The 20,578-nt window shown below is 64.0% G+C and carries 19 protein-coding genes and 1 pseudogene; 12 read left to right on the plus strand and 8 right to left on the minus strand.

Annotated elements, in window-relative coordinates; genetic code table 11:
* Positions 1 to 43 precede the first annotated feature (43 nt).
* The 6 genes from NKJ64_RS19210 to NKJ64_RS19235 form a co-directional block, all read right to left on the minus strand.
* Positions 44 to 814 carry an exodeoxyribonuclease III gene (locus NKJ64_RS19210; protein ID WP_352463153.1) on the minus strand — a complete coding sequence of 257 codons (771 nt, stop codon included), beginning with the start codon at positions 812 to 814 and terminating at the stop codon, positions 44 to 46.
* A 7-nt stretch (positions 815 to 821) separates the two neighbouring features.
* Positions 822 to 1,466 carry an alpha/beta hydrolase family protein gene (locus tag NKJ64_RS19215; RefSeq protein WP_352463185.1) on the minus strand — a complete coding sequence of 215 codons (645 nt, stop codon included), beginning with the start codon at positions 1,464 to 1,466 and terminating at the stop codon, positions 822 to 824.
* 21 nt (positions 1,467 to 1,487) lie between these two features.
* On the minus strand, positions 1,488 to 2,615 hold the full coding sequence (locus NKJ64_RS19220; RefSeq protein WP_352463154.1) for a tetratricopeptide repeat protein: 1,128 nt from the start codon (positions 2,613 to 2,615) through the stop codon (positions 1,488 to 1,490).
* Entirely contained in the window at positions 2,612 to 3,517 is a 906-nt protein-coding gene (gene ku / locus NKJ64_RS19225; RefSeq protein WP_023685883.1) for a non-homologous end joining protein Ku, read from the minus strand. Before ku ends, NKJ64_RS19220 begins: the two co-directional genes overlap by 4 nt.
* 272 nt (positions 3,518 to 3,789) lie before the next feature.
* Positions 3,790 to 6,276 carry a DNA ligase D gene (gene ligD, locus NKJ64_RS19230; protein ID WP_352463155.1) on the minus strand — a complete coding sequence of 829 codons (2,487 nt, stop codon included), beginning with the start codon at positions 6,274 to 6,276 and terminating at the stop codon, positions 3,790 to 3,792.
* A 116-nt stretch (positions 6,277 to 6,392) separates the two neighbouring features.
* Positions 6,393 to 6,617 (minus strand): hypothetical protein, encoded by a 225-nt coding sequence (locus NKJ64_RS19235; RefSeq protein ID WP_023689819.1) that lies wholly within the window; start codon positions 6,615 to 6,617, stop codon positions 6,393 to 6,395.
* Positions 6,618 to 6,662: 45 nt separating this feature from the next.
* Between NKJ64_RS19235 and NKJ64_RS19240 the strand changes: the two genes are divergently transcribed.
* The 6 genes from NKJ64_RS19240 to NKJ64_RS19265 all read left to right on the plus strand — a co-directional run bounded on the left by NKJ64_RS19240 (position 6,663) and on the right by NKJ64_RS19265 (position 12,703).
* Positions 6,663 to 6,989 carry a hypothetical protein gene (locus NKJ64_RS19240; protein ID WP_352463156.1) on the plus strand — a complete coding sequence of 109 codons (327 nt, stop codon included), beginning with the start codon at positions 6,663 to 6,665 and terminating at the stop codon, positions 6,987 to 6,989.
* 27 nt (positions 6,990 to 7,016) lie between these two features.
* Positions 7,017 to 8,024: an aldo/keto reductase gene (locus tag NKJ64_RS19245; RefSeq protein WP_352463157.1), complete on the plus strand. Its 1,008-nt coding sequence runs from the start codon at positions 7,017 to 7,019 to the stop codon at positions 8,022 to 8,024.
* Between the two features lie 406 nt (positions 8,025 to 8,430).
* Complete coding sequence (locus NKJ64_RS19250) at positions 8,431 to 9,378, plus strand: substrate-binding domain-containing protein (protein ID WP_023673481.1); 948 nt, start codon at positions 8,431 to 8,433, stop codon at positions 9,376 to 9,378.
* Positions 9,379 to 9,549: 171 nt separating this feature from the next.
* Entirely contained in the window at positions 9,550 to 11,181 is a 1,632-nt protein-coding gene (locus tag NKJ64_RS19255) for a sugar ABC transporter ATP-binding protein (RefSeq protein ID WP_502902877.1), read from the plus strand.
* Complete coding sequence (locus tag NKJ64_RS19260; protein WP_023673479.1) at positions 11,178 to 12,194, plus strand: ABC transporter permease; 1,017 nt, start codon at positions 11,178 to 11,180, stop codon at positions 12,192 to 12,194. Before NKJ64_RS19255 ends, NKJ64_RS19260 begins: the two co-directional genes overlap by 4 nt.
* An 11-nt stretch (positions 12,195 to 12,205) precedes the next feature.
* Positions 12,206 to 12,703 carry a GNAT family N-acetyltransferase gene (locus tag NKJ64_RS19265; RefSeq protein ID WP_023703086.1) on the plus strand — a complete coding sequence of 166 codons (498 nt, stop codon included), beginning with the start codon at positions 12,206 to 12,208 and terminating at the stop codon, positions 12,701 to 12,703.
* A gap of 66 nt (positions 12,704 to 12,769) precedes the next feature.
* Here the strand turns inward: NKJ64_RS19265 and NKJ64_RS19270 are convergent, their stop codons facing one another.
* Positions 12,770 to 13,003, minus strand: a complete 234-nt coding sequence (locus tag NKJ64_RS19270; RefSeq protein WP_031193476.1) for a hypothetical protein — start codon at positions 13,001 to 13,003, stop codon at positions 12,770 to 12,772.
* Positions 13,004 to 13,148: 145 nt separating this feature from the next.
* Positions 13,149 to 13,777: pseudogene (locus NKJ64_RS19275) on the minus strand (glutathione S-transferase family protein).
* A gap of 210 nt (positions 13,778 to 13,987) precedes the next feature.
* Here NKJ64_RS19275 and NKJ64_RS19280 point away from each other — a divergent pair.
* The 6 genes from NKJ64_RS19280 (at position 13,988) to NKJ64_RS19305 (ending at position 20,578) form a co-directional block, all read left to right on the plus strand.
* Entirely contained in the window at positions 13,988 to 14,974 is a 987-nt protein-coding gene (locus NKJ64_RS19280; protein ID WP_023699147.1) for a tagatose kinase, read from the plus strand.
* Complete coding sequence (locus NKJ64_RS19285) at positions 14,971 to 16,248, plus strand: D-tagatose-bisphosphate aldolase, class II, non-catalytic subunit (RefSeq protein WP_023699146.1); 1,278 nt, start codon at positions 14,971 to 14,973, stop codon at positions 16,246 to 16,248. The genes NKJ64_RS19280 and NKJ64_RS19285 overlap by 4 nt, the downstream gene beginning before the upstream one ends.
* Positions 16,249 to 16,300: 52 nt before the next feature.
* Positions 16,301 to 16,891, plus strand: coding sequence for a DUF922 domain-containing Zn-dependent protease (locus NKJ64_RS19290; protein WP_023699145.1), 591 nt, complete (start codon positions 16,301 to 16,303; stop codon positions 16,889 to 16,891).
* 195 nt (positions 16,892 to 17,086) lie between these two features.
* Positions 17,087 to 18,172 (plus strand): ABC transporter ATP-binding protein, encoded by a 1,086-nt coding sequence (locus NKJ64_RS19295; RefSeq protein ID WP_352463159.1) that lies wholly within the window; start codon positions 17,087 to 17,089, stop codon positions 18,170 to 18,172.
* A gap of 39 nt (positions 18,173 to 18,211) precedes the next feature.
* Positions 18,212 to 19,537, plus strand: a complete 1,326-nt coding sequence (locus NKJ64_RS19300) for an ABC transporter substrate-binding protein (protein WP_023693796.1) — start codon at positions 18,212 to 18,214, stop codon at positions 19,535 to 19,537.
* A 141-nt stretch (positions 19,538 to 19,678) separates the two neighbouring features.
* Positions 19,679 to 20,578 carry a carbohydrate ABC transporter permease gene (locus NKJ64_RS19305; RefSeq protein WP_444849008.1) on the plus strand — a complete coding sequence of 300 codons (900 nt, stop codon included), beginning with the start codon at positions 19,679 to 19,681 and terminating at the stop codon, positions 20,576 to 20,578.

Here is a 20,578-nt window from a genome sequence, read left to right on the forward strand (position 1 = left end):
CAAAACTGCGCCCACGAAAGTGGGCGCGATCACGCAGCCAAATTCACTTCAATTCGACCCATACCGGCGCGTGGTCGCTGGCGCCGTCCTCACCTCTGACATCGCGGTCGATGCCGGCAGCGGTGAGGCGGCGCGCCAGTTTCTTCGACAGCAAGATGTGGTCGAGCCGCAGCCCGGCATCGCGCGGCCAGCGGTTGCGGCGGTAGTCCCAGAATGTGTAGAGCGTTTCCTTCGGATGCTTCTTGCGCAGCGCATCGGTCCAGCCCTGCTCGAGCAGACGCTGGAACGACGCCCGGCTTTCCGGCTGCACCAACGCGTTGTCGTCATAGGAGCGGGTGGCGTAGATGTCGCGCGGCTCGGGCACGATGTTGTAGTCGCCGACCAGCGCCACCGGCAGGCCGGTGTCGAAGAGTTCTGCGGCATGCGCCTCCAGCCTTTCATGCCAGGCCAGCTTGTACTGGAATTTCGGCCCCGGCTGCGGGTTGCCGTTGGGCGCGTAGAGACAGGCGATGACGACGCCCGACACCGCCGCCTCGACGTAACGGCTCTGCTTGTCGGCGGTATCGCCGGGCAGTTCGTCACGGGTCAGCACCGGCTCGGCTCCTCGCGCCAGTATGGCAACGCCGTTCCAGGTCGGCTCGCCCTTCCACACCGCGCCATAGCCGGCGTCGGCCAGTGCCGTGCGCGGAAACTGCAGGTCGCGCGCCTTCAGCTCCTGCAGGCAGACGACATCGGGCTTGGCTGCCGCCAGCCACGCCAGCAGGTTTTGCAGCCGGCTGTTGACGTTGTTGATATTGAAGGTGGCGATTTTCATTTGGCGATCAGGAAACGATCCGCCCTGTCCACGCCTTCACCGTCCCGGCCAGCGTCTTCAGATGATCGGCGGTCGAAAACCCCGACACGCTCTTGCGCGGCTTCAGGTCGTGGTCGCCATCCTCCAGCCAGATCACCTCGATGGCTTTGGAAAGGCCGTAGGTCGCGACCTCTTCTTTCGTGCCGAACTCGTCGCGGGTGCCCTGGAAGATCAGCGTCGGCGTCTTGAGGTCGGCGAGATGTTTTGTCCTGAGTTGCTCGGGCTTGGCCGGCGGATGAAAGGGATAGCCGAGGCAGACGAGGCCCGAAATCTCGCCCTTGGCGAACATCTCGTCGGCGACCATCGAGGCGACGCGCCCGCCCATCGACTTGCCGCCGATGATGAGCGGACCAGCGACGCCCCTCGCCCTCAGATCGGCGATGGCCTTGATGTATTCCGGGTTGACCGTTTCGGCGTGCGGTGGCGGCTTGCGCTGGCCATAGCGGCGGGCCGCCATATAGTGAAATTCGAAGCGCGCGACCTGGAAGCCGGCGGTGGCCAGCGCCTTGGCGGTGGCGGTCATCGAAGGCGAATCCATCGACGCGCCGGCGCCGTGGGCTAGCAAGATGGTGACCGCGGCGGTTTCGTTACCGTCGAAGAGGAAGGCGGTCATGGGGTGCGCTGCCATTGCGCCTCACCCCGCCGTCCGCGCCAGCTGCAGATCGACGAACTGTATCCCCTTTTGCGCAGTGCGCGCCCATTCGCTGTCAGCATCGAGTTCGAGATAGCGCACCCAGTGGCGGCGGGCTTCGGTCAGATTGCCGGCGTCGAACTCCAGCCGGGCGAGGTTGAACACTGGATCGGCGTAGCTCTTGTCGAGCGCGATGGCCTTGACCAGATGCCGGCGCGCCGAGGCGATCTTGCCTTCGTCGCTCATCAGCCCGGCGAGGTTGAACCAGGCCTCGACGAACGCCGGATCGAGCTTGATCGCTCTTGCATAGTCATGCGCCGCGTCGGCCACGCGACCGGCGCCACGCAAGCAATTGGCGCGGTTGAACGCGGCGATGGCGTCGCTCGGATCGATGCTGAGGCAGCGTTGGTAGAGCGCCGCGGCATCGTCGTCCCGGCCCTCCTCTTCCGCGCTTTCAGCCTCGGCGAACAATTCTTCCAGCGTGTCGTCGCCGGCTGCGCTTGCGCTGCCGAGATCGAACAGCAGCTGGCCGTCGAGTTCGCTCTGGCCATCCTCGAGATAGATCTGATCGGGCCGGCCATGCTGCGAGCCGACATTGAGCGATTTGGCGGTGAGCGAAGCGACCGGACCGGAGCGATGCACGGAGCGCGCGATCGCGCCCCAGGATGCACCGCCGGCGACCAGCCCGGCATATTTGCGGGCAAGGATCAGATCGCGGAACGAGTAGGGTTCACAATCGTGCTCGAAGGCGTCGAACAGGCTGAGCAGGTCGAGGTCGGCACCGGACAGTCTGGACTGGTCGACGAGAGACTGCCTGGACAGCGAAGACGCCTCCGGCGCCTTCATCAGACCAAGCAGGCGCAGGAAGCCATTTTCGCTAAGGAGTGTTCGGCCAGCGGAGCCCTCGGCTGCAACCCGGCGCTCGATCTCGGCATCGCCGCCCTTCGCCGTGCCGGCCTTGGCGATCAGCGTTCGGCCGAACACAACATGGCTGGTGCGCCTGGTGACGCCGCGCCGCAACTGGCCGTGCTGACGCTCCACCTCACGGGCCGCGAGCCGCAGCGGAAATGCCGCCAGCGCGCCGATGGCGCCGAAGACGGTGCCCGGGATTATACCGGTCGGCGCCGTCACCCCTTGCTCTTGCCGACGGCCTTGAGCAGATTGGCCTTCAACGGGTTTTCCTTGGCCGCACCCGCCTTACCCTTGGCGGCAGGTTTTTCAGCGTCGTCGGCCTTGCTCTTCGACTTGGCCGGCGGCTTGGCTGATTGCGACAGGCTCGCCTTCAACGCGTCCATGAGGTTGATGACATTGCCACGCTCGGGCGCCGCCGCAATGATCGGCTTATGGCCCTTCAGTTTCTCGCGGATCATCGTCATCAGCGCGATCTCGTAGCGGTCCTCATAATTCTTCGGATCGAAGGTGGTTTCCTTCTGCTTGATCAGCGCTTCGGCCAATTGCAGCATTTCGGGATCCGGCTTGCCAGCCGGGATGTTGCCGAAATATTCAGCCGTGCCGCGCACTTCGTTCGGGTTCCTCAACGTACACACGAACATGCCGTTCTCGCGCGCGCCGATCGTCACCACGCGCTCGCGGCTGGACAGGACAAGGCGGGCAATGGCCAGCTTGCCGGATTTGCGCATTGCCTCGCGCAGCACGGCGAAGGTTTCCTCCGCCATGGCGCCATCCGGCGCCATGTAGTACGGCGCATCCTGATAAATGACGTCGACCTCGTCTTCGTCGACGAAGGCCTCGATGTTCATCGTGTGATTGGATTCGATGCGCACTGCTTCGAGGTCGGCCTCGTCGATGATGATGTACTGCTTGTCCTCGTATTCGTAACCCTTGACCAAGTCCGCGCGCTCGACCAGGCCGAGTTCAGGGTCGACCGGCTTCATGTTGATGCGGTTGTGGGTCTTCTTGTGCAATTGGTTGAACGATATGCGCTCGCTGGTCGTCGTTGCCGGATAGAGCCGGACCGGACAGCTGACGAGGCTGAGCTTGAGGTAACCTTTCCAACTTGCCCTGGGCGCCATGATACTCTCCTACGCGGCCACGCACTGACATTTCAGACTGAGCATGATCTTCTCCGAAAACCGTTCCCACGTTTCGGGATCATGCTTACTGCAGCGCTTCGTCCAAAGGACGAATGGTGCTGCGGAAATCCTACACCGACCGGGCACGATACAGGCAAATCCCTAGCGAAATCTTCCAGTCGCCCTGAAGGTCCAAGGCCGAGAATAATTCAAATTGTCCGAAGCGTCGATGGACTTGGGTTCCTCGCCCCCATGAAATGGGGAGAAAAACCTTATTTGAAGGCCGGCAAATCCCTCGCGAAATCCTCCATGTCCGCCCAGGGGTCGCCCGAGGTCGCCAACAACCCCGGCAGCGAGGAATAGTTCAGATCCTGCGGCGCATCGATCGTCTCAAGGTCGCTCCAGCTCACCGGCGTCGACGCCGGCAGGTTGGTGCGGGCGCGCAGCGAATAAGGCGCCGCGGAGGTGTGGCCGCGCGCGTTGCGGTGATAGTCGATGAAGATGCGGCGCTTGCGGTTTTCCTTGCCCATTGTGGTGGTGAAAGTGTCGGGCGCGGTGGCCGCCAGGTGCGTGGAGATGGCGCTGGTCGCCTGGTGCAGCTTCTTCCAGTACTGCTTTTGCGTCACCGGCACGGTTATGTGGATGCCGCTGCCGCCGGATGTCTTGGCGAACGGCACCAGGCCGAACCGCTCCAATTCGCCCTTGATGTGGACGGCGGCCTCGACCACCTCGCGCCAGGCGATGCCCTCACCCGGATCGAGATCGAAAACGATCTGGTCGGGCTTGTCGAGGCTCAAGCGATGCGTGCCCCAGGTGTGGAACTCAACTACGCCGAACTGCGCGAGTGCCAGATAGCCTTTTGCTCCCTCGACCGACAGATAGGATTTGGTTTCACCTTCGAAGTTGGTGGCGTCAAAAGTGACCACCGACGGCGGCATGCCGGTGAAGGCGTGGCGCTGGAAGAAACAGTCCTTCGGCAGGCCCGTCGGGCAGCGCACCAGCGACACCGGGCGGCCCATAATGTGCGGCAGCATGAAATCGCCGACCAGCGCGTAATAGACGGCGATGTCGAGTTTGGTCGGTCCGGTCTTGCCGAACAGCCGCCGCTCCGGATTGGTCACCCAGATGGTTGCGAGATCGGCTTCGGCGATCAGCCGCTTGCGCTTCGGCGACACCGGCGTCGACAGGCCGACATCGCGCAAGCCCCGAAACACACCGTGGCGCAGCGAATTGTCCGCCGTTCGGTTGGCGTAGTGGATGCGGGCCGACAGCATCGGCCGCACCCATTTCATCTCGCGCATGATCTCGCGCGGCACACCCTCGGGTGCTGTCGCGCCGTCGCGCAGCGGCTGCAGCCGGGCCAGCAAGTCGCCCGCCGTCGCGGCATCGAAGCCGGTGCCAACCTTGCCGCGATAGTGCAGTTCACCATCCGCGAATTCAGCCATGCCGATTGCCGCCAGTCCTTCGGCCGCGTCGGAAACGGTGTAGCCGGCGATGATGAAATCGCCGGTCTCAAGCGCTTTGACCTTGGTCCAGCTCTTCGTGCGGCCGCTCTGGTAGATGGCGTTGGCGCGCTTGGAGACGACGCCTTCCAGCCCAAGGATCGAGGCCTGATCGTACAGCCCCTGTCCGTCGCCTTCGACATGGTCGCTCAGCTGGATGGCGGAGTTGGCGCCCTGCCCGGCTAGCAGTTCGGCGAGCAGGGCCTTGCGGTTTGCGAGCGGCGCCTTGCGGAGGTCCCAGCCGTCGAGATGCAGCAGGTCGAAGGCATAGAAATGGAGCTTGCTGCCCGCACCCGCCGACAGCGCATCCTGCAGCAGCGCGAAACGCGAGATGCCCTTCTCGTCCAGCACCATGATCTCGCCGTCGATGATCGCCTGGCTGAGCGGTAGCCGGGAAAAGGCTTGCGGCAGGTCGCCGTAACGCTTCGTCCAGTCGATGCCGCCGCGGGTGATCAGCCTGACCTCGCCATCGGCGATATGCGCCATGGTACGGTAGCCGTCGAATTTTATTTCGTGCAACCAGAGTTCACCTGTGTCTTCCACTGGCCCACCCGGTGGCTTCGGCACCTGCGTGGCGAGCTGCGGCTCGATGCGCGACGGCGGATCGCCCCTGACAGCGCCGGGCAGCGCGCCGGGTTTCAGCGCGCCGGGTTTGGGCGGCAGGCGGGCCGGCTTCTTCGGCGGCGCCACCAGCTCCTCGATCCGCTTGCCGGACTTCACGCTTTCCGGCCGCGCTTCCAAGATGTCGAGGCCGGTATCGGCGGCGAGATCGCGCTCCTTGAACAGCAGCCAGTTTTTCTTCTCGCTGTCTTCGCCGGGCTTGGGCTTCAGACGGGTCAGCATCCAGCCGCCATTCAACTTGTCGCCGGCCAGCCGGAACTTGAAGGCGCCGGTGCGCAGGCTCTTGTCGACATCGTCCATCGGTGCCCAGGTGCCGGTGTCCCAGACGATCATTGGCCCGCCGCCATATTCGCCTTCGGGAATGACGCCCTCGAAGTCGATATATTCGAGCGGATGGTCCTCGGTCTCGACTGCAAGCCGCTTGTCGGCCGGGTTGAGCGAGGGCCCGCGCGGCACCGCCCAGCTTTTCAGCACGCCGCCGACCTGCAGGCGCAAATCGTAATGGTCGGCGGTGGCGTGATGCTTGTGGACGACGAAACGGTTGCCGTCGCCTGAAATGAGCCCGCCCGCCGGTTCCGGCGTCTTCGAAAATTCGCGCTTGGCGCGATAGGCCTTGAGTGTTGGCGGGGTTGGCATGGGTCAGGCGGGAGCGGCGGCGGCGGACGAACCTTCCCTGCGCAGCGTTCCTGCACACTGCTGTCCCGCCAACATTTCAGATTTCCCAGCACGGTGCGAAGGAACGAAGATCACGCTCAATCGTCAGCAGCCGGCATCAACTCAAGCTCGGCCGGCGACAGCCCCTGCTGCAGCTGGCTCAGCCGGAATTCGTCGACCCAGTAGGCCTCGCCGTCGACCAGCACGCGGGCCGAGTAGACGCCGCCGGAAAAGCTTTGCGCGGTGACGTAGACCTTGTGGCGGTCGAGCGCCTTGCGCACCGCGGCGCGCTTGGAATTCTGGCTGGTGACGGAACTGGCCATGGCTCACTCATACACAAGACCGCAAGACATGGCGGCGGCATAAGGATGCTGGAGATCGGCCGCTCTGTCAATTTTGACCGCCTGCTTCTGGCAGCGCTACGATCCGGCGGCAGCAAAAAACCGCTGCGCCTCGGCAGCGGACTTTGCAATGGCGACGACAATATTCGGTTAGTGGTCCGAAGGAATTATGAGCGCGGTGACGCGCGGGAGCTGCTGACGCCGGTTCAGCGTCGGCTTCTCGTAGATCTTCTTCATTGGTATCCCCATGGCCCCCAATGGCCGCAGGCAAAGGCGCTTGCGGCTGGGTTTTGTCAAGGGAAGCGCTGTTCTTCCGCCGAACAGCTATGGAAACTGGAGGAGCGGCCGCTATAGTTTCCTCAGCCCCAGAGGAGAACGGCAATGACCCTCGGCACCCGCAAACTCGGCAGCCAGGGGCTGCAGGTCTCGGTGATCGGCCTCGGCTGCATGGGCATGAGCCAGTCCTACGGCCCTGCCGACGAGGCGGAATCGATCGCCACCCAGCACCGCGCCGTCGAACTCGGCTGTACCTTCCTCGACACGGCGGAAGTCTACGGCGCCTATGCCAATGAAGAACTGCTCGGGCGGGCGCTGAAGGGCCGGCGCGATGAGGTGACCCTTGCCACCAAATTCGGCTTCCGCATCGAAAACGGAAGACAGGTCGGTACGGAGCGTGACAGCCGGCCCGACCATATCCGCGAGGCGCTGGAGGGCTCGCTGAAGCGGATCGGCACCGACCATATCGACCTTTATTACCAGCATCGCGTCGATCCGGCGGTGCCGATGGAAGATGTCGCCGGCACGGTCGGCCGGCTGGTTGCCGAGGGCAAGGTGCGCTTCTTCGGCCTCTCGGAAGCGGGCGCGGCGAATATCGGCCGTGCTCATGCCGTGCACCCTGTCTCGGCCCTGCAGAGCGAGTATTCGCTTTGGGAGCGCAATCTGGAGCCGGAGATCATCCCGCTGCTCAAAAAGCTCGGCATCGGCCTGGTGCCGTTCGCGCCGCTCGGCCGCGGTTTCCTCGCCGGCGACGTCAAGCGCGCCGAGGATTATCCGGAAGGCGATTTCCGCCGCGGCGACCCCCGCTACCAGGGCGCCAACTACGACGCTAATATCGCGGCTGCGGCTGCGGTGCAGGAGGTGGCCGCGGCCAAAGGGGCAAAGCCCGCACAGATCGCGCTGGCCTGGGTGCTCGGCAAGGGCGACGGTTTCGGCATTGACATCGTGCCGATCCCGGGGACAAAGCGGCGCAAGTATCTCGAAGAAAATGTTGCTGCGGCCGCGATCACGCTCGACGCGGCCGAGATAGCTGCGCTCGATGCAGCCCTTGCGCCGGGCAAGGTCTCAGGGCCGCGCTACAATGAGCGGGTGATGACGACGATCGACAGGTAGAGGCGTCTAAGCTGCCAATCTCCCCCCTCGTGGGGGAGATGCCTGGCAAGGCAGAGGGGGCGCGAAGGATCGCCCGCATCAAGTATTCTGCGTAGAGGTTAGCTCAAAGATGTAAGTGAAATTGGCCAATGTCGGCGGGACAGCGCCCCCCTCTGTCCTGCCGGACATCTCCCCCACAAGGGGGGAGATTAGCAGTTTCAGCCCCTCGCCTCACCTTGCGTAATCGATTTTCCTTGGCTAGCATCCTCGGGTCGGCGCCGTGCGGAGGAGAACGTTGCGGCGGACCGGCTGGAGCGCCTCGCGTCCCCTCGGGGCGTTCACAGGACACTCCATTTTTGAATTGACGCAAGGACCGTCCCGAGCCGCTCCGGGTTTCGGGCTCCTGCGTTCATGTGGAGGATATCTGATGAACAGACGCGAATTCCTGTTGTCGACCGTGGCGACCGGCGCCATGGCGCTGGCCGCGCCCATGGCCTTTGCCGCCGACAAACTGACCATATTGGGCTCGGTGCCCAATCTCGGCTTTCCGTTCTTTGTGCACATGCTGAACGAGATCAAGGCGGAGGCGCAGGCGCAAGGCGTCAACCTGACCGAGAGCGACGGCCAGAACTCGGCGCCGAAGCAGACCGCCGACATCGAGGCCGCACTCGTGCAGAAGGTCAACGCCATCGTGATTTCGCCGCTTGACGTCAACGCGCTGGCGCCGGCGATCGAGGAAGCGGTCAAGGCCGGCGTTCCGGTGGTGACGATCGACCGCCGCGTCGACGGCGTCGAGGGCATTCTCGCCCATGTCGGCGCCGACAACGTCAAGGGTGGCGAAGCCGAGGCGCAGGCCATGGTGGCGGCGTTCCCGAACGGCGCCAAGCTGTTCCATTTGCAGGGCCAGCCGGGTGCCGGGCCCGCGATCGACCGCAACAAAGGCGTCCACAATGTGCTCGATCCGCTCAAGGACAAGTACCAGATCATCTTCGAGCAGACCGCTAATTTCGCCCGCGCCGAAGCGCTGTCGGTGACCGAGGCCGGGCTTGCCGCCAACGGCAAGCCGGACGCCATCATCTGCGCCAATGACGACATGGCGCTCGGCGCGCTCGAAGCCTGTGCCGCGCGCAACTTCACCGACGTCAAGATCTACGGCTTCGACGCGCTGCCGGAAGCGCTGGTCGCCGTGCGCGACGGCAAGCTCGCCGGCACGGTCGAGCAGTTCCCCGGCGAACAGTCGCGCAAGGCGGTGCAGATCGCGGTCGCCTTCGCCAGGGACAAGACCGAGCCGAAGGAGAAGCTGGTGCTGTTGACGCCGATCGTCATCGGCAAGGACAATCTCGACAAGGCGGAGAGGTTGAACGAGACGAAGTGAGAGTAGGGCCCATGACGGGTGGAGGTCGCGCTCTGTCGCGCCCCCCTCTGTCCTGCCGGACATCTCCCCCACTTGGGGGGAGATTGGCCGTCACGTCTGCTTTCGCCAATCGCCAACGTTATAGAAATAGTGCTGCCGGCAAAACTGCTGATCTCCCCCCGTGTGGGGGAGATGTCCGGCAGGACAGAGGGGGGCGCTGTCCCGCTGCCTATCGCAATCCGGGAGCAATGCTTGTCCGCCGTTGAACCCACCGCATCATCGCCCCCGCTCCTTTCCGTCGAAGGCGTGACCAAGCATTTTTCCGGCGTCACCGCGCTCATCGACGTTTCGCTCGAGGTGCGGCCCAGTGAGATCCTTGGCCTGCTCGGCGAGAACGGCGCCGGCAAGTCGACGCTGTTGAAAATCCTGTCCGGCGTGATGCCGCCGTCAAGCGGCCGCATCGTCTTCGACGGCGCCGACTACGCGCCGTCCAGTCCGCAGGATGCGAAGCGGCATGGCATCGTCACCATCTATCAGGAACTGAGCCTGATCCCGACGCTGACGGTTGCGGAAAACATTTTCATCGGCCGCGCGCCGCTCGGGCCGCTCGGGCTGGTCAGCTGGCGCAGGATGGAGGACGCCTCGCGCGCGATCATCGCCCGCGTCGGTCTCGACATCGATCCGGCGACGCCGGTGTCGTCGCTCTCGGTGGCCGAACAGCAGCTGGTCGAAATCGCCCGCGCTCTGTCGCTGGAAAGCCGCCTGATCATCATGGACGAGCCGACCTCGGCGCTGACCGAGACTGAGGTGCAGAAGCTTATGTCGATCATGGACAGGCTGCGCAAGGACGGCGTGGCGATCATGTTCGTCACCCATCGGCTGGAAGAAGCGTCGGCGATCTGCGACCGGATGACGGTGTTGCGCGACGGCAGGCTGGCCGGCCATCTCGACCGTGACGGCCAGCCGATCCAGATCCCGAAGATCATTGAGAAGATGGTCGGCCGCGCCGCCTCCGAACTCTACGCGCGGCCGACGCAGCGCGACGTCGCCGGCGAGGTCAGGCTCTCGGTGCGCGGGCTGCGGACGGTACGCGACCCGTTGGCGCCGCATGCCATCGTACTCGAAGGCGTTAACCTCGATCTGAAGGCCGGCGAAATCCTCGGCGTTGCCGGCCTCGTCGGTTCCGGCCGCACCGAGCTTGCCCGCGCCATTTTCGGCGCCGACCGCATCGCGGCCGGCACGATTGCGCTCGACGGCAAGCCGATCGCCCTGGCTTCGCCCGCCGACGCCATCAAACTCGGCATCGGGTTGGTGCCGGAAGACCGCAAGCACCAGGCGATTTTTGCAGCACTTGGCATTCTCAACAATTTCTCCATCGCCTCGCTCGGCCGCTACAGCAATGGGGCCGGCTTCATGGCCGAACGGCGCGAGCGCGAGGCGCTGGCCGGCTATCGCAAGGCACTGTCGATCCGCATGGCCTCGCCCGAGCAGGCGATCGAGGGCCTGTCCGGCGGCAATCAGCAAAAGGTGATCCTGGCCCGCTGGCTGGCGCGCGACCCGAAAGTACTGATCGTCGACGAGCCGACGCGCGGCGTCGATGTCGGCGCCAAGGCCGAAGTGCACCAGATCCTGGTGCAGCTTGCCGCACGCGGCATCGCCATCATGATGATCTCGTCGGAGCTGCCGGAGGTGCTGGCAGTGTCGGATCGCATCGTTACGATGCGGCGCGGCCGTATCACCGGCGAAATGCCGGGCATCGAAGCGACCGAGGAAAAACTGATGGAACTGATGGCGCTCGACCGCAAGCAGGACGCGATGCAATGACCAGCACCACCGAACAGACCCAGCGCAGCGGCATCAACATCGCACGGCTTCTGATGAGTTTTGGGCCGCTGATGTTCCTGGCGGTGTTGATCGTCATCTTCACCGTGCTGAAGCCGAGCTTCATCGATCCAATCAACCTGTTCAACATTTTGAGGCAGATCTCGATCACCGGGCTGATCGCGCTCGGCATGACTTTCGTCATCCTCACCGCCGGCATCGACCTGTCGGTCGGCTCGCTGCTCGCCTTCTGCGGCATGGTGGCGGCGGTGGTGGCCAAGGGCGGCACCGCCAACACGCTGTCGCTGTCGACCACGGGCACGCAAGGATATGGCTGGTTCGCCGCCTTGCTTGCCGCCGTCATCGTCGGGGCGCTGGCCGGCGGCGTCCAGGGCTTTGCCATCACCAGGCTGAAAGTGCCGCCCTTCGTCGTCACGCTGGGTGGTCTCACAGTGTTTCGCGGCCTGACGCTGACCATCTCCAATGGTGGACCGATCTCCGGTTTCGACGCCTCGATGCGCTGGTTCGGCACCGGGCTCATCGGACCGGTGCCGGTGCCGGCGATCATCTTCGCGGTGGCGGCCATCCTGTGCCACATCGTGCTGCGCTATACGCGCTACGGCCGCGCCGTCTATGCCGTCGGCGGCAATGCCGAGGCCGCGCGCCTTTCGGGCCTGCGCGTCGACCGCATTCTGATCTCGGTCTATGTCATCGTCGGCTTCTTCGCCGGGCTGGCGGCCTTCGTTTTGTCAGCACGGCTCAACTCCTCCGAAGCCGTAGCCGGCATCGGCTACGAACTTACGGTGATTTCCGCCGTGGTCATCGGCGGTACCTCGCTATTCGGCGGCATCGGCTCGGTCGGCGGCACGGTGGTGGGCGCAGCGCTGATCGGCGTGCTGCAAAACGGGCTGCAGTTCAACAATGTCTCGTCCTACACACAAAGCATCGTCATCGGCCTGATCCTGATCCTCGCCGTGGCCTTCGATCGTTGGCTGAAGTCGCGGGTGAGGCGGTGAGGATTTAGGCCATGGTTCAGATCAGGGCGATGACCGAGAAAGATATAGCGGCGGTGTCGCGGCTGTTGGGGGAATCCTGGCGGCGCACCTATTCGGCGATTATGGGGCCAGAGACCACTGCGCGGCTCTCGGACGACAAGCATGCGCCCGAGCGGCTGGCCGAGGAACTTGCGGACGACAACAAGATGTCGTTCGTGGCCGAACGGCCGGACGGTTCGATCGCCGGCTACGCGATGGCGGCGATGGACGATCGTGGCGATGTCCTGCTCGACCGGCTGCACATCGACAAGACAGAGTTCGGCAGCGGGCTCGCCACCGACCTGCTGCACGCGGTGCTTGTCGCGCATGCCGGCATCCCCAGCATTGCGCTGGAAGTGATCGAGGGCAACGACCGGGCGATCGCCTTCTATCGCAAGCACGGTTTCGAAGTGGTCGAGCGCCGCACGGCCGCGCACGGCGTTGGCGGCCACGCCTCGCTGATCATGCGCCGGCTGCTGTCGAGGGCGTAAGGGGAGGGAATAGGCCGTAGGGAATAGGGAATAAGGTGGCGCAGACCGATACCCTACGCCTACAGCCTACTGCGCCGCCGCTTGCCGGCCGTCCTCGTCGTCCGGCATATCGAGAATTTCGATCAGCCGCGCCACCTTCGTTCCCGGCAAGGGGCGGCCCTCGTTGACCAGCGCCTCGTCGGCACCGAGCCAGGCGAACGCCTCGCGCAGTTCTTGAAGGGTGGCGCCGGTCAGCGCGATGTCGGCTATGACCGCCTCGTCTACCGGCCCCAACACCGAAATGATGTCGTCGCGTGTCATGGTCACCTCCATGCTAAGTGCCGGCAGGTCGTCGAGTTGACGCCGGGATCCGGCCATCCAGTCAACGGATTGCGAGCGAAAGCCGCCGACAAAGCAGAATCTGGGTCTTCTTTTCGACTAAGCAAGGTGAACGCGCCTTTTGCCTTCAAGCAGCCGAATGCCGATCGATGCTGTAGAGATGCACGGGATAGCCGGGACCGATGGCGTCGCGTACCCGGCCCGTCCAGGCACGAACCGCCGGATAAGCCGCCAGCGCAAAGCCGCAATCTTCGGCACGGTGGCCGTAGGCATAGACAGCAATGTCGGCGATGGTGAGCATGTCGCCGACAAGGAACGGCGTGTCGTTCAGGCTGCGCTCCAGCGCTGCCAGCGTGCGGGCGCCGGCTTCGCGCTTGGCCGGAAGCGTCGCCTGGTTGCGCTCCAGCCTTCCGGCCAGCGTCCAGAAGCGCAGGGAGCCGATGACCGGCTCACATGGTACTGTTCGAAGAACAGCCATTGCATAACTTTCGCGCTGACATAGCGATCCGCCGGCAGCAAGGGCGTGCCTTCGGCGAGATAAATGAGGATCGCATTCGATTCGGCGATAGCACGGCCATCCTCGAGTTCGAGCACAGGAACGGCGCCGGCCGGGTTGAGCTTCAGGAAGGCGTCGGTGTGGCTCTCGCCCTCGAAAATCGACACCAGGCGGCTTTCATAGGGAATGTTGAGCAGGCCGAGCACGACCCTCGCCTTCCAACCGTTTTGCGACGGCAAATAATCATGAAGCGTGAGCATGGCTGTCCTTTCGCTGCGGTCGACGCCTGATTTGCACGGTGCCACGATACCAGCCACCCGAATCCTGCAATGTGTACGCGCGGAAACAGATAAACTATACGCATGTAGAGTTTTATTGACTTCGCTGTATGTGCGATTTACCCGATAAACACTTGCGTCGGATAACTGCGCGGGCAAGCAATCAGTTTGCGTGTGAGAGGAATCGCAAGCATGAGCCTTTCGCGCCGAAGCGAGATCGCCGCCGAGGCCGTGGGGCCAACGATTGTCGCCGGCGAAATCCTGGTCGAGATCATGGCGACGGAACGGGGTTTCGGCTTCCTCGAGCCGCAATCGCTTGTCGGGCCATTCCCCAGCGGTGCGCCGGCGATCTTCATCGATCAGGTCGCCCGGCTGGGAGGCGGCGCCGGCATTATCGGCTGCGTCGGCCGCGACGATTTCGGCACGCTCAACCTGGACAGGCTGGAGCGCGACGGCGTCGACGTCTCAGCCGTCGATATCAGCGACCGCTTCCCGACGGGATGCGCCTTCGTGCGCTACCGGCCCGATGGTATCAGGGACTTCGTCTACAACATCGCCGAATCCGCCGCCGGGCAGATCCACCTGACCACTGCTGCGCGCCTGCTGGCGGACAGGGCCGGCCATCTGCATATCATGGGATCGACGCTGTCGGTGGCAGGGCTGAAGGAGATCGTCAGCTACGCAGTGCAGGCGGTTCGTGCCCGCGGCGGCTCGACCTCATTCGACCCGAATGTGCGCAAGGAGCTGATCGACGGCTCCGACGGCGCACTGTTTTCCGCACTCATCGACGATGCCGACCTGCTGCTGCCGTCCGGCGACGAATTGCTCGCTACGGCGGGCGTCGATGACGAGCACCGGGCGGTGGCGGCGCTGTTTGCCAGGGGCGTCGGCGAGATCGTGCTGAAGCGCGGTGCTGACGGCTCTTCCTGGTTCGGCGCCGACGGCGCCAGGATCGACTGCGCCGGTTTTCAGGTCGAGGAAGTCGACCCCACGGGCGCCGGCGATTGTTTCGGCGCCACCTACCTGACCTGCCGCCGCCAGGGGATGGAGCCCGGCAAGGCGCTGCTTTATGCCAATGCCGCCGGCGCCCGCAACGTCACCCGGCGCGGCCCGATGGAGGGCGTCACCAGCTTCGACGGACTCGATCAATTCATCAAGGGAACAGCGAGACGGACATGAGCGCCAACCCGCTTGCAGGCCTCGCCAGCGCGCGCAAAAACGGCTCGCCCTACGGCATCACCTCGATCTGCTCCGCGCATCCGCTGGTGATCCAGACGGCGATCAGGCGCGCCGTTGCCGACAGGGAGAAAAACCTGCTGATTGAGGCAACCTGCAATCAGGTCAACCAGTTCGGCGGCTATACCGGAATGACCCCGGCGCTGTTCGTCGCCTTCGTGCTGGAGATCGCCTGCCGCGAGGGGCTGGAAGCCTCGCGTATCATCTTCGGCGGCGACCATCTGGGACCGAACCCGTGGCGCGCAGAGCCGGCGGCGCAGGCGATGGACAAGGCCGAGGCCATGGTCGGCGCCTATATCGCGGCCGGCTTCACCAAGATCCATCTCGACGCATCGATGGGCTGCGCCGGCGAGCCGGCGGCGCTTGACGACGAGACCATCGCCACCCGGGCGGCGCGGCTGGCAAAGGCGGCCGAAACGGGCGCGCACGCCGCAGGCAGCACCTTGCCGGTCTACATCATCGGCACCGAAGTTCCCGCCCCCGGCGGCGTCGACCATGCGATCAGCGAGTTGAAGCCGACCGAGGCGGCGGCGGCGCGGCGCACGATCGAGGTTCACCGGGAGATCTTTGCCCGCGAAGGCCTGACCGAGGCGTTCGGCCGCGTCATGGCCGTGGTGGTGCAGCCGGGCGTGGAATTCGGCAGCCAGAATGTCGTCGCCTACGCGCCCGAAAAATCCAAGGGCCTGACCGGCTTGCTCGATGAGCAGCCGTCGCTCGTCTACGAGGCGCATTCGACCGACTACCAGACCCGTGCGGCTTTGACCGCGCTGGTCGCAAACGGCTTTCCTATCCTCAAGGTCGGCCCCGGCCTGACCTTCGCCTTGCGCGAGGCGCTTTACGGGCTCGACCTGATCGCCTCCGAAATGGCCAGGGACTATGGCGACCGGTCGCTCGCCCGCACCATGGAAAGCGCGATGCTGGCAGCACCCGGCCATTGGCACAGCCACTATCATGGCAACGAAGCAGAGCTCTATGTGCAGCGGCATTACAGCTACAGCGATCGCATCCGCTATTATTGGAGCAACCCCACCGCTGTCGCGGCGGTCGAGCGCCTGCGCAAGGCGCTGGACGACGTTGCCATTCCCGAAACGCTGATGCGGCAATTCCTGCCGGCGCTGCCGGCCGAACTCGGGCCGGCGGGCAATCCCGAGGCTATCCTTCTCGAAGCTGTCGATCAGGTGCTGGCCGACTATGACGCGGCCTGCCGTGGGACCTGAGTGCATTGCGCCGGGTTGATCTTTGCCTCAGCCCAGTGTCTCTGACGTTTCCATGAAACCAGCCATGTTCTTTCTCCTGTTCGCGGCCTCCCTGCTGGCGTCGCCGGCACGCGCCGACTGGAAGCCGGTCGAAAAGGTCGAGACCTACGCCATCGCAGGGCGGACCGGCCCGGAACTCTATGCCGCGATCGGCGAAGCCGGCCCCTTGCTCGGCAAGGGTCGGGTCATTGCGCACACCAATTTCAAGCTGACCTGGACCAGGGACTACAGGCCGCAAGGTGACGCCTGCGTGCTCAAATCGGCGCGCCCGAAACTGATCATCACCTACACCTTGCCAAAGCCGGCCGAACCGTTGCCGGCTTCCGTCCAGAAGAACTGGACGGTGTTCATCGCCGGGCTCGCCGCCCACGAGAGAGTGCATGGCGCAGCCATCGCCGAGATGGTGCGCAAGATCGAGGCGGTGAGCGTCGGCCTGACCGTTAATGATGACCCCGGCTGCAGCAAGATCAGAACCGAGCTGACGAGGCAACTCGTCCAGATCTCGCTGGCACAGCGGCAGGCGAGCCGCGACTTCGACCGGGTCGAATTCGGCCCCGGCGGAAACCTGCAAAAGCTGGTGCTGGCTTTTGTGAATGGGGGGTAGTTTGCCGGTGTGCCGTTCATTGCGCCGAGTGTTTCGAACGACAAGAAAACCGTCCGCATGGCCGCTTTACAGGCAGGCTTGGTAGCGCTACCGTCTGATCGTCACGCGACCTGTTGGGGGAATGGGAGACGGTCGCGAGGCGGGAGAGGAGCGGTTTCCTTCGGGGCGTCGCAAGAAGCATTCGGGAGGAGATCGATGGCGTCTGTCGCGATCGGCGATGTTTACAAATCGTTCGGGACCGTCGAGGTCCTGCATGGCGTCAGTGTGGATATCGACGACGGCGAATTCGTCACGCTGGTCGGCCCGTCGGGTTGCGGAAAATCGACCCTTCTCAGGATGATCGCCGGCCTGGAAAAGATTTCTCGGGGCGAGATCGCGATCGGGGATCGGGTCGTCAACAACGTTGCGCCGAAAGAGCGCGACGTTGCCATGGTGTTCCAGAACTACGCGCTCTACCCGCACATGACGGTCGCCGAGAACATGGCGTTCTCGCTCATGCTCAAAGGTGTTTCGAAGGCCGATTGCGCTACCAGCATTCAGCGCGCCGCCGAAATCCTCGGGCTGGTGCCATTGCTGACGCGATATCCGCGCCAGCTTTCCGGCGGCCAGCGCCAGCGCGTCGCCATGGGCCGGGCGATCGTGCGCGATCCACAGGTTTTCCTGTTCGACGAACCGCTCTCCAATCTCGACGCCAAGCTCAGGGTGCAGATGCGCGCCGAGATCAAGGAACTGCACCAGCGGCTCAAGACGACCACAGTCTATGTCACCCACGACCAGATCGAGGCCATGACCATGGCCGACAAGATCGTCGTCATGCATGACGGCATCGTCGAACAGATCGGACCGCCGCTGGAGCTCTACGACAGGCCAAACAATCTCTTCGTCGCCAGTTTCATCGGCTCGCCCGCCATGAACCTGATCAAGGGCGAGATCGTCACCGACGGGTCTCCGTCCTTTCGCGGCGCCGGGGGAATTTCCGTGCCGCTGGCCGGCGCGCCGGCCGTTGGCAACGGTCATCCGGTGGTGCTGGGAATACGGCCCGAGCATTTGCGGCTATCGTCAGACCAAAGCAATACAGTAACCGTCGCGGTGGTCGAGCCGACCGGGTCGGAAGTGCAGATCATCGGCCGCACCGCCGGCGGCGACGAGATCGTCGCCAATTTCCGCGAACGCCATGCCTTAACACCGGGCGAATCCATACGGCTCTCTGCCGCGCCTGGCCTGATTCATCTCTTTGACGGCAAGACCGGAACACGATTTGAAACGCGTAACGGATGGTAAGGACCGCATAGCAAGGAAGATAAACCGGAGGAGACGACCATGAAATTCACGAGACGCGATGTAATCCGCACGACCGCAGGTGCCGCGGCGGGAGCTCTGGGAAGCCGGTTCGTCGGCTCGCCGGCTTTTGCCCAGGAGGGCTTGAAATACAAGCCCGAGGAAGGCGCAAAGCTGCGGCTGCTGCGCTGGTCGCCCTTCGTCAAGGGCGATGAGGATCAATGGCTGGCCAACACCAAGCGCTTCACCGAGGCGACAGGTGTCGAGGTTCGTGTCGACAAGGAAAGCTGGGAGGACATTCGCCCCAAGGCAGCGGTCGCGGCCAATGTCGGTTCCGGCCCGGACCTGATGTTCGTCTGGTTCGACGACCCGCATCAATATCCCGACAAGCTGCACGACGTGACCGAGCTCGGCGAGTATCTGGGCTCGAAATATGGCGGATGGCACGACGGACCGAAGCAATATGCGACGCGGGACGGCAAGTTCGTCGGCCTGCCGCTGGCCACGATCGGCAATGCCATCGTCTATCGCGAAAGCTGGGTGAAGGAGGCCGGCTTCTCCGAATTTCCGAAGGACACGGCAGGCTTCCTCGAGCTTTGCAAGGCGTTGCAGGCGAAAGGACATCCGGCCGGCTTCACGCACGGCCACGGCGTCGGTGACGGCAACAATTACGCGCACTGGCTGCTGTGGAGCCATGGCGGCCAGATGGTCGACGAGAGCGGCAAGGTGGCGATCAACAGCCCCGAGACGCTAAAGGCGATCGGATACGCGCAGGAACTCTACAAGACCTTCATTCCCGGGACCGAAAGCTGGCTCGACGTCAATAACAACCGCGCCTTCCTGGCCGGCGAACTCGGCGTCATCGCCAACGGCATTTCCGCCTACAATACGGCCAAGATCAACAAGGACAACGATCCGAAGCTGGCTGAGATCGCCAAGGACATCCGCACCACCAACCTGCCGATCGGTCCCGTCGGGAAATCGGTCGAACTGTTCCAGGTGACCACCGCCGTCATCTTCAACTACACGCCCTACCCCAATGCGGCCAAGGCCTATCTGCAGTTCATGTTCGAGGATCCGCAGATGACCGACTGGATCACCTCCTCGGCGGGCTATTGCTGCCAGACGCTGAAGGCCTTCGACAACAATCCGGTGTGGACGGCCGACCCGAACAATGCCGCCTATGCCAAGGCCTCGGCGACGCTGCGCCCCAACGGCTATGCCGGGCCGCTCGGCTATGCCTCGGCGGCGACCATGGCCGACTATGTCCTGGTCGACATGTTTGCCAAGGCGGTGACCGGCCAGGCGACGCCGCAGGAGGCGATGGAGGAGGCGGAGAAGCGCGCCAACCGCTACTACCGCGTTTGATCACGGCACCGCCGGGCAGCGTCTAGTGCGCTGCCCGGCCCGTCGCACAATCCCATGGCGGCCGTTGACGCCGTGACCTGATTCCCCGATGAGGAGCCCTCCATGGCCGTGCCGTCCGTTGCCGCCCAGCCGCGTCCGTCGATGCTTTCGCGGATCTCCGAAAGCCGCAACGCGCTGGGCTTCGGCTTCATGCTGCCGGCGGCGGCGCTGCTGCTGGTCTTCCTGACCTATCCGCTCGGGTTGGGCGTCTGGCTCGGCTTCACCGATGCCCGTATCGGCCGCCCCGGCATCTTCATTGGCACCGAGAACTATCAGTATCTGTGGAGTGACGCCGTCTTCTGGCTGTCCGTCTTCAACACCTTGCTCTACACGGTCAGCGCCTCGATCCTGAAGTTCGTGCTCGGCCTGTGGCTGGCGCTCATTCTCAATGAAAACCTGCCGTTCAAATCGTTCTTCCGCGCGATAGTCCTGCTGCCTTGGGTGGTGCCCACCGTACTGTCAGCCATCGCCTTCTGGTGGATCTACGATTCGCAGTTCTCCATCCTGTCCTGGGCGCTGCAGCAAATGGGCCTGATCGACCACCGCATCAATTTCCTCGGCGATCCGGAGAATGCGCGCGCTTCGGTTATCGCCGCCAACGTCTGGCGCGGCATTCCTTTCGTCGCCATCACGCTGCTCGCCGGCCTGCAGACCATTCCGCAGTCGCTCTACGAGGCGGCCACGCTCGACGGCGCCAGTCGCTGGCAGTTGTTTCGTTATGTGACTCTGCCGCTGCTGACGCCGATCATCGCCATCACCATGACCTTCTCGGTGCTGTTCACTTTCACCGATTTCCAGCTGATCTACGTGCTGACCCGGGGCGGACCGGTGAATGCCACGCATCTGATGGCGACATTGTCTTTCCAGCGCGGCATTTCCGGCGGCCAGCTTGGCGAGGGCGCGGCCATCGCGGTGGCCATGATCCCGTTCCTGCTGGCGGCGATCCTGTTCAGCTATTTCGGCCTGCAACGCCGCAAATGGCAACAAGGCGGCGGAGACTGA

Origin of the sequence: Mesorhizobium sp. M0062, from assembly GCF_040323125.1 — a bacterium.
GTDB lineage: Bacteria > Pseudomonadota > Alphaproteobacteria > Rhizobiales > Rhizobiaceae > Mesorhizobium.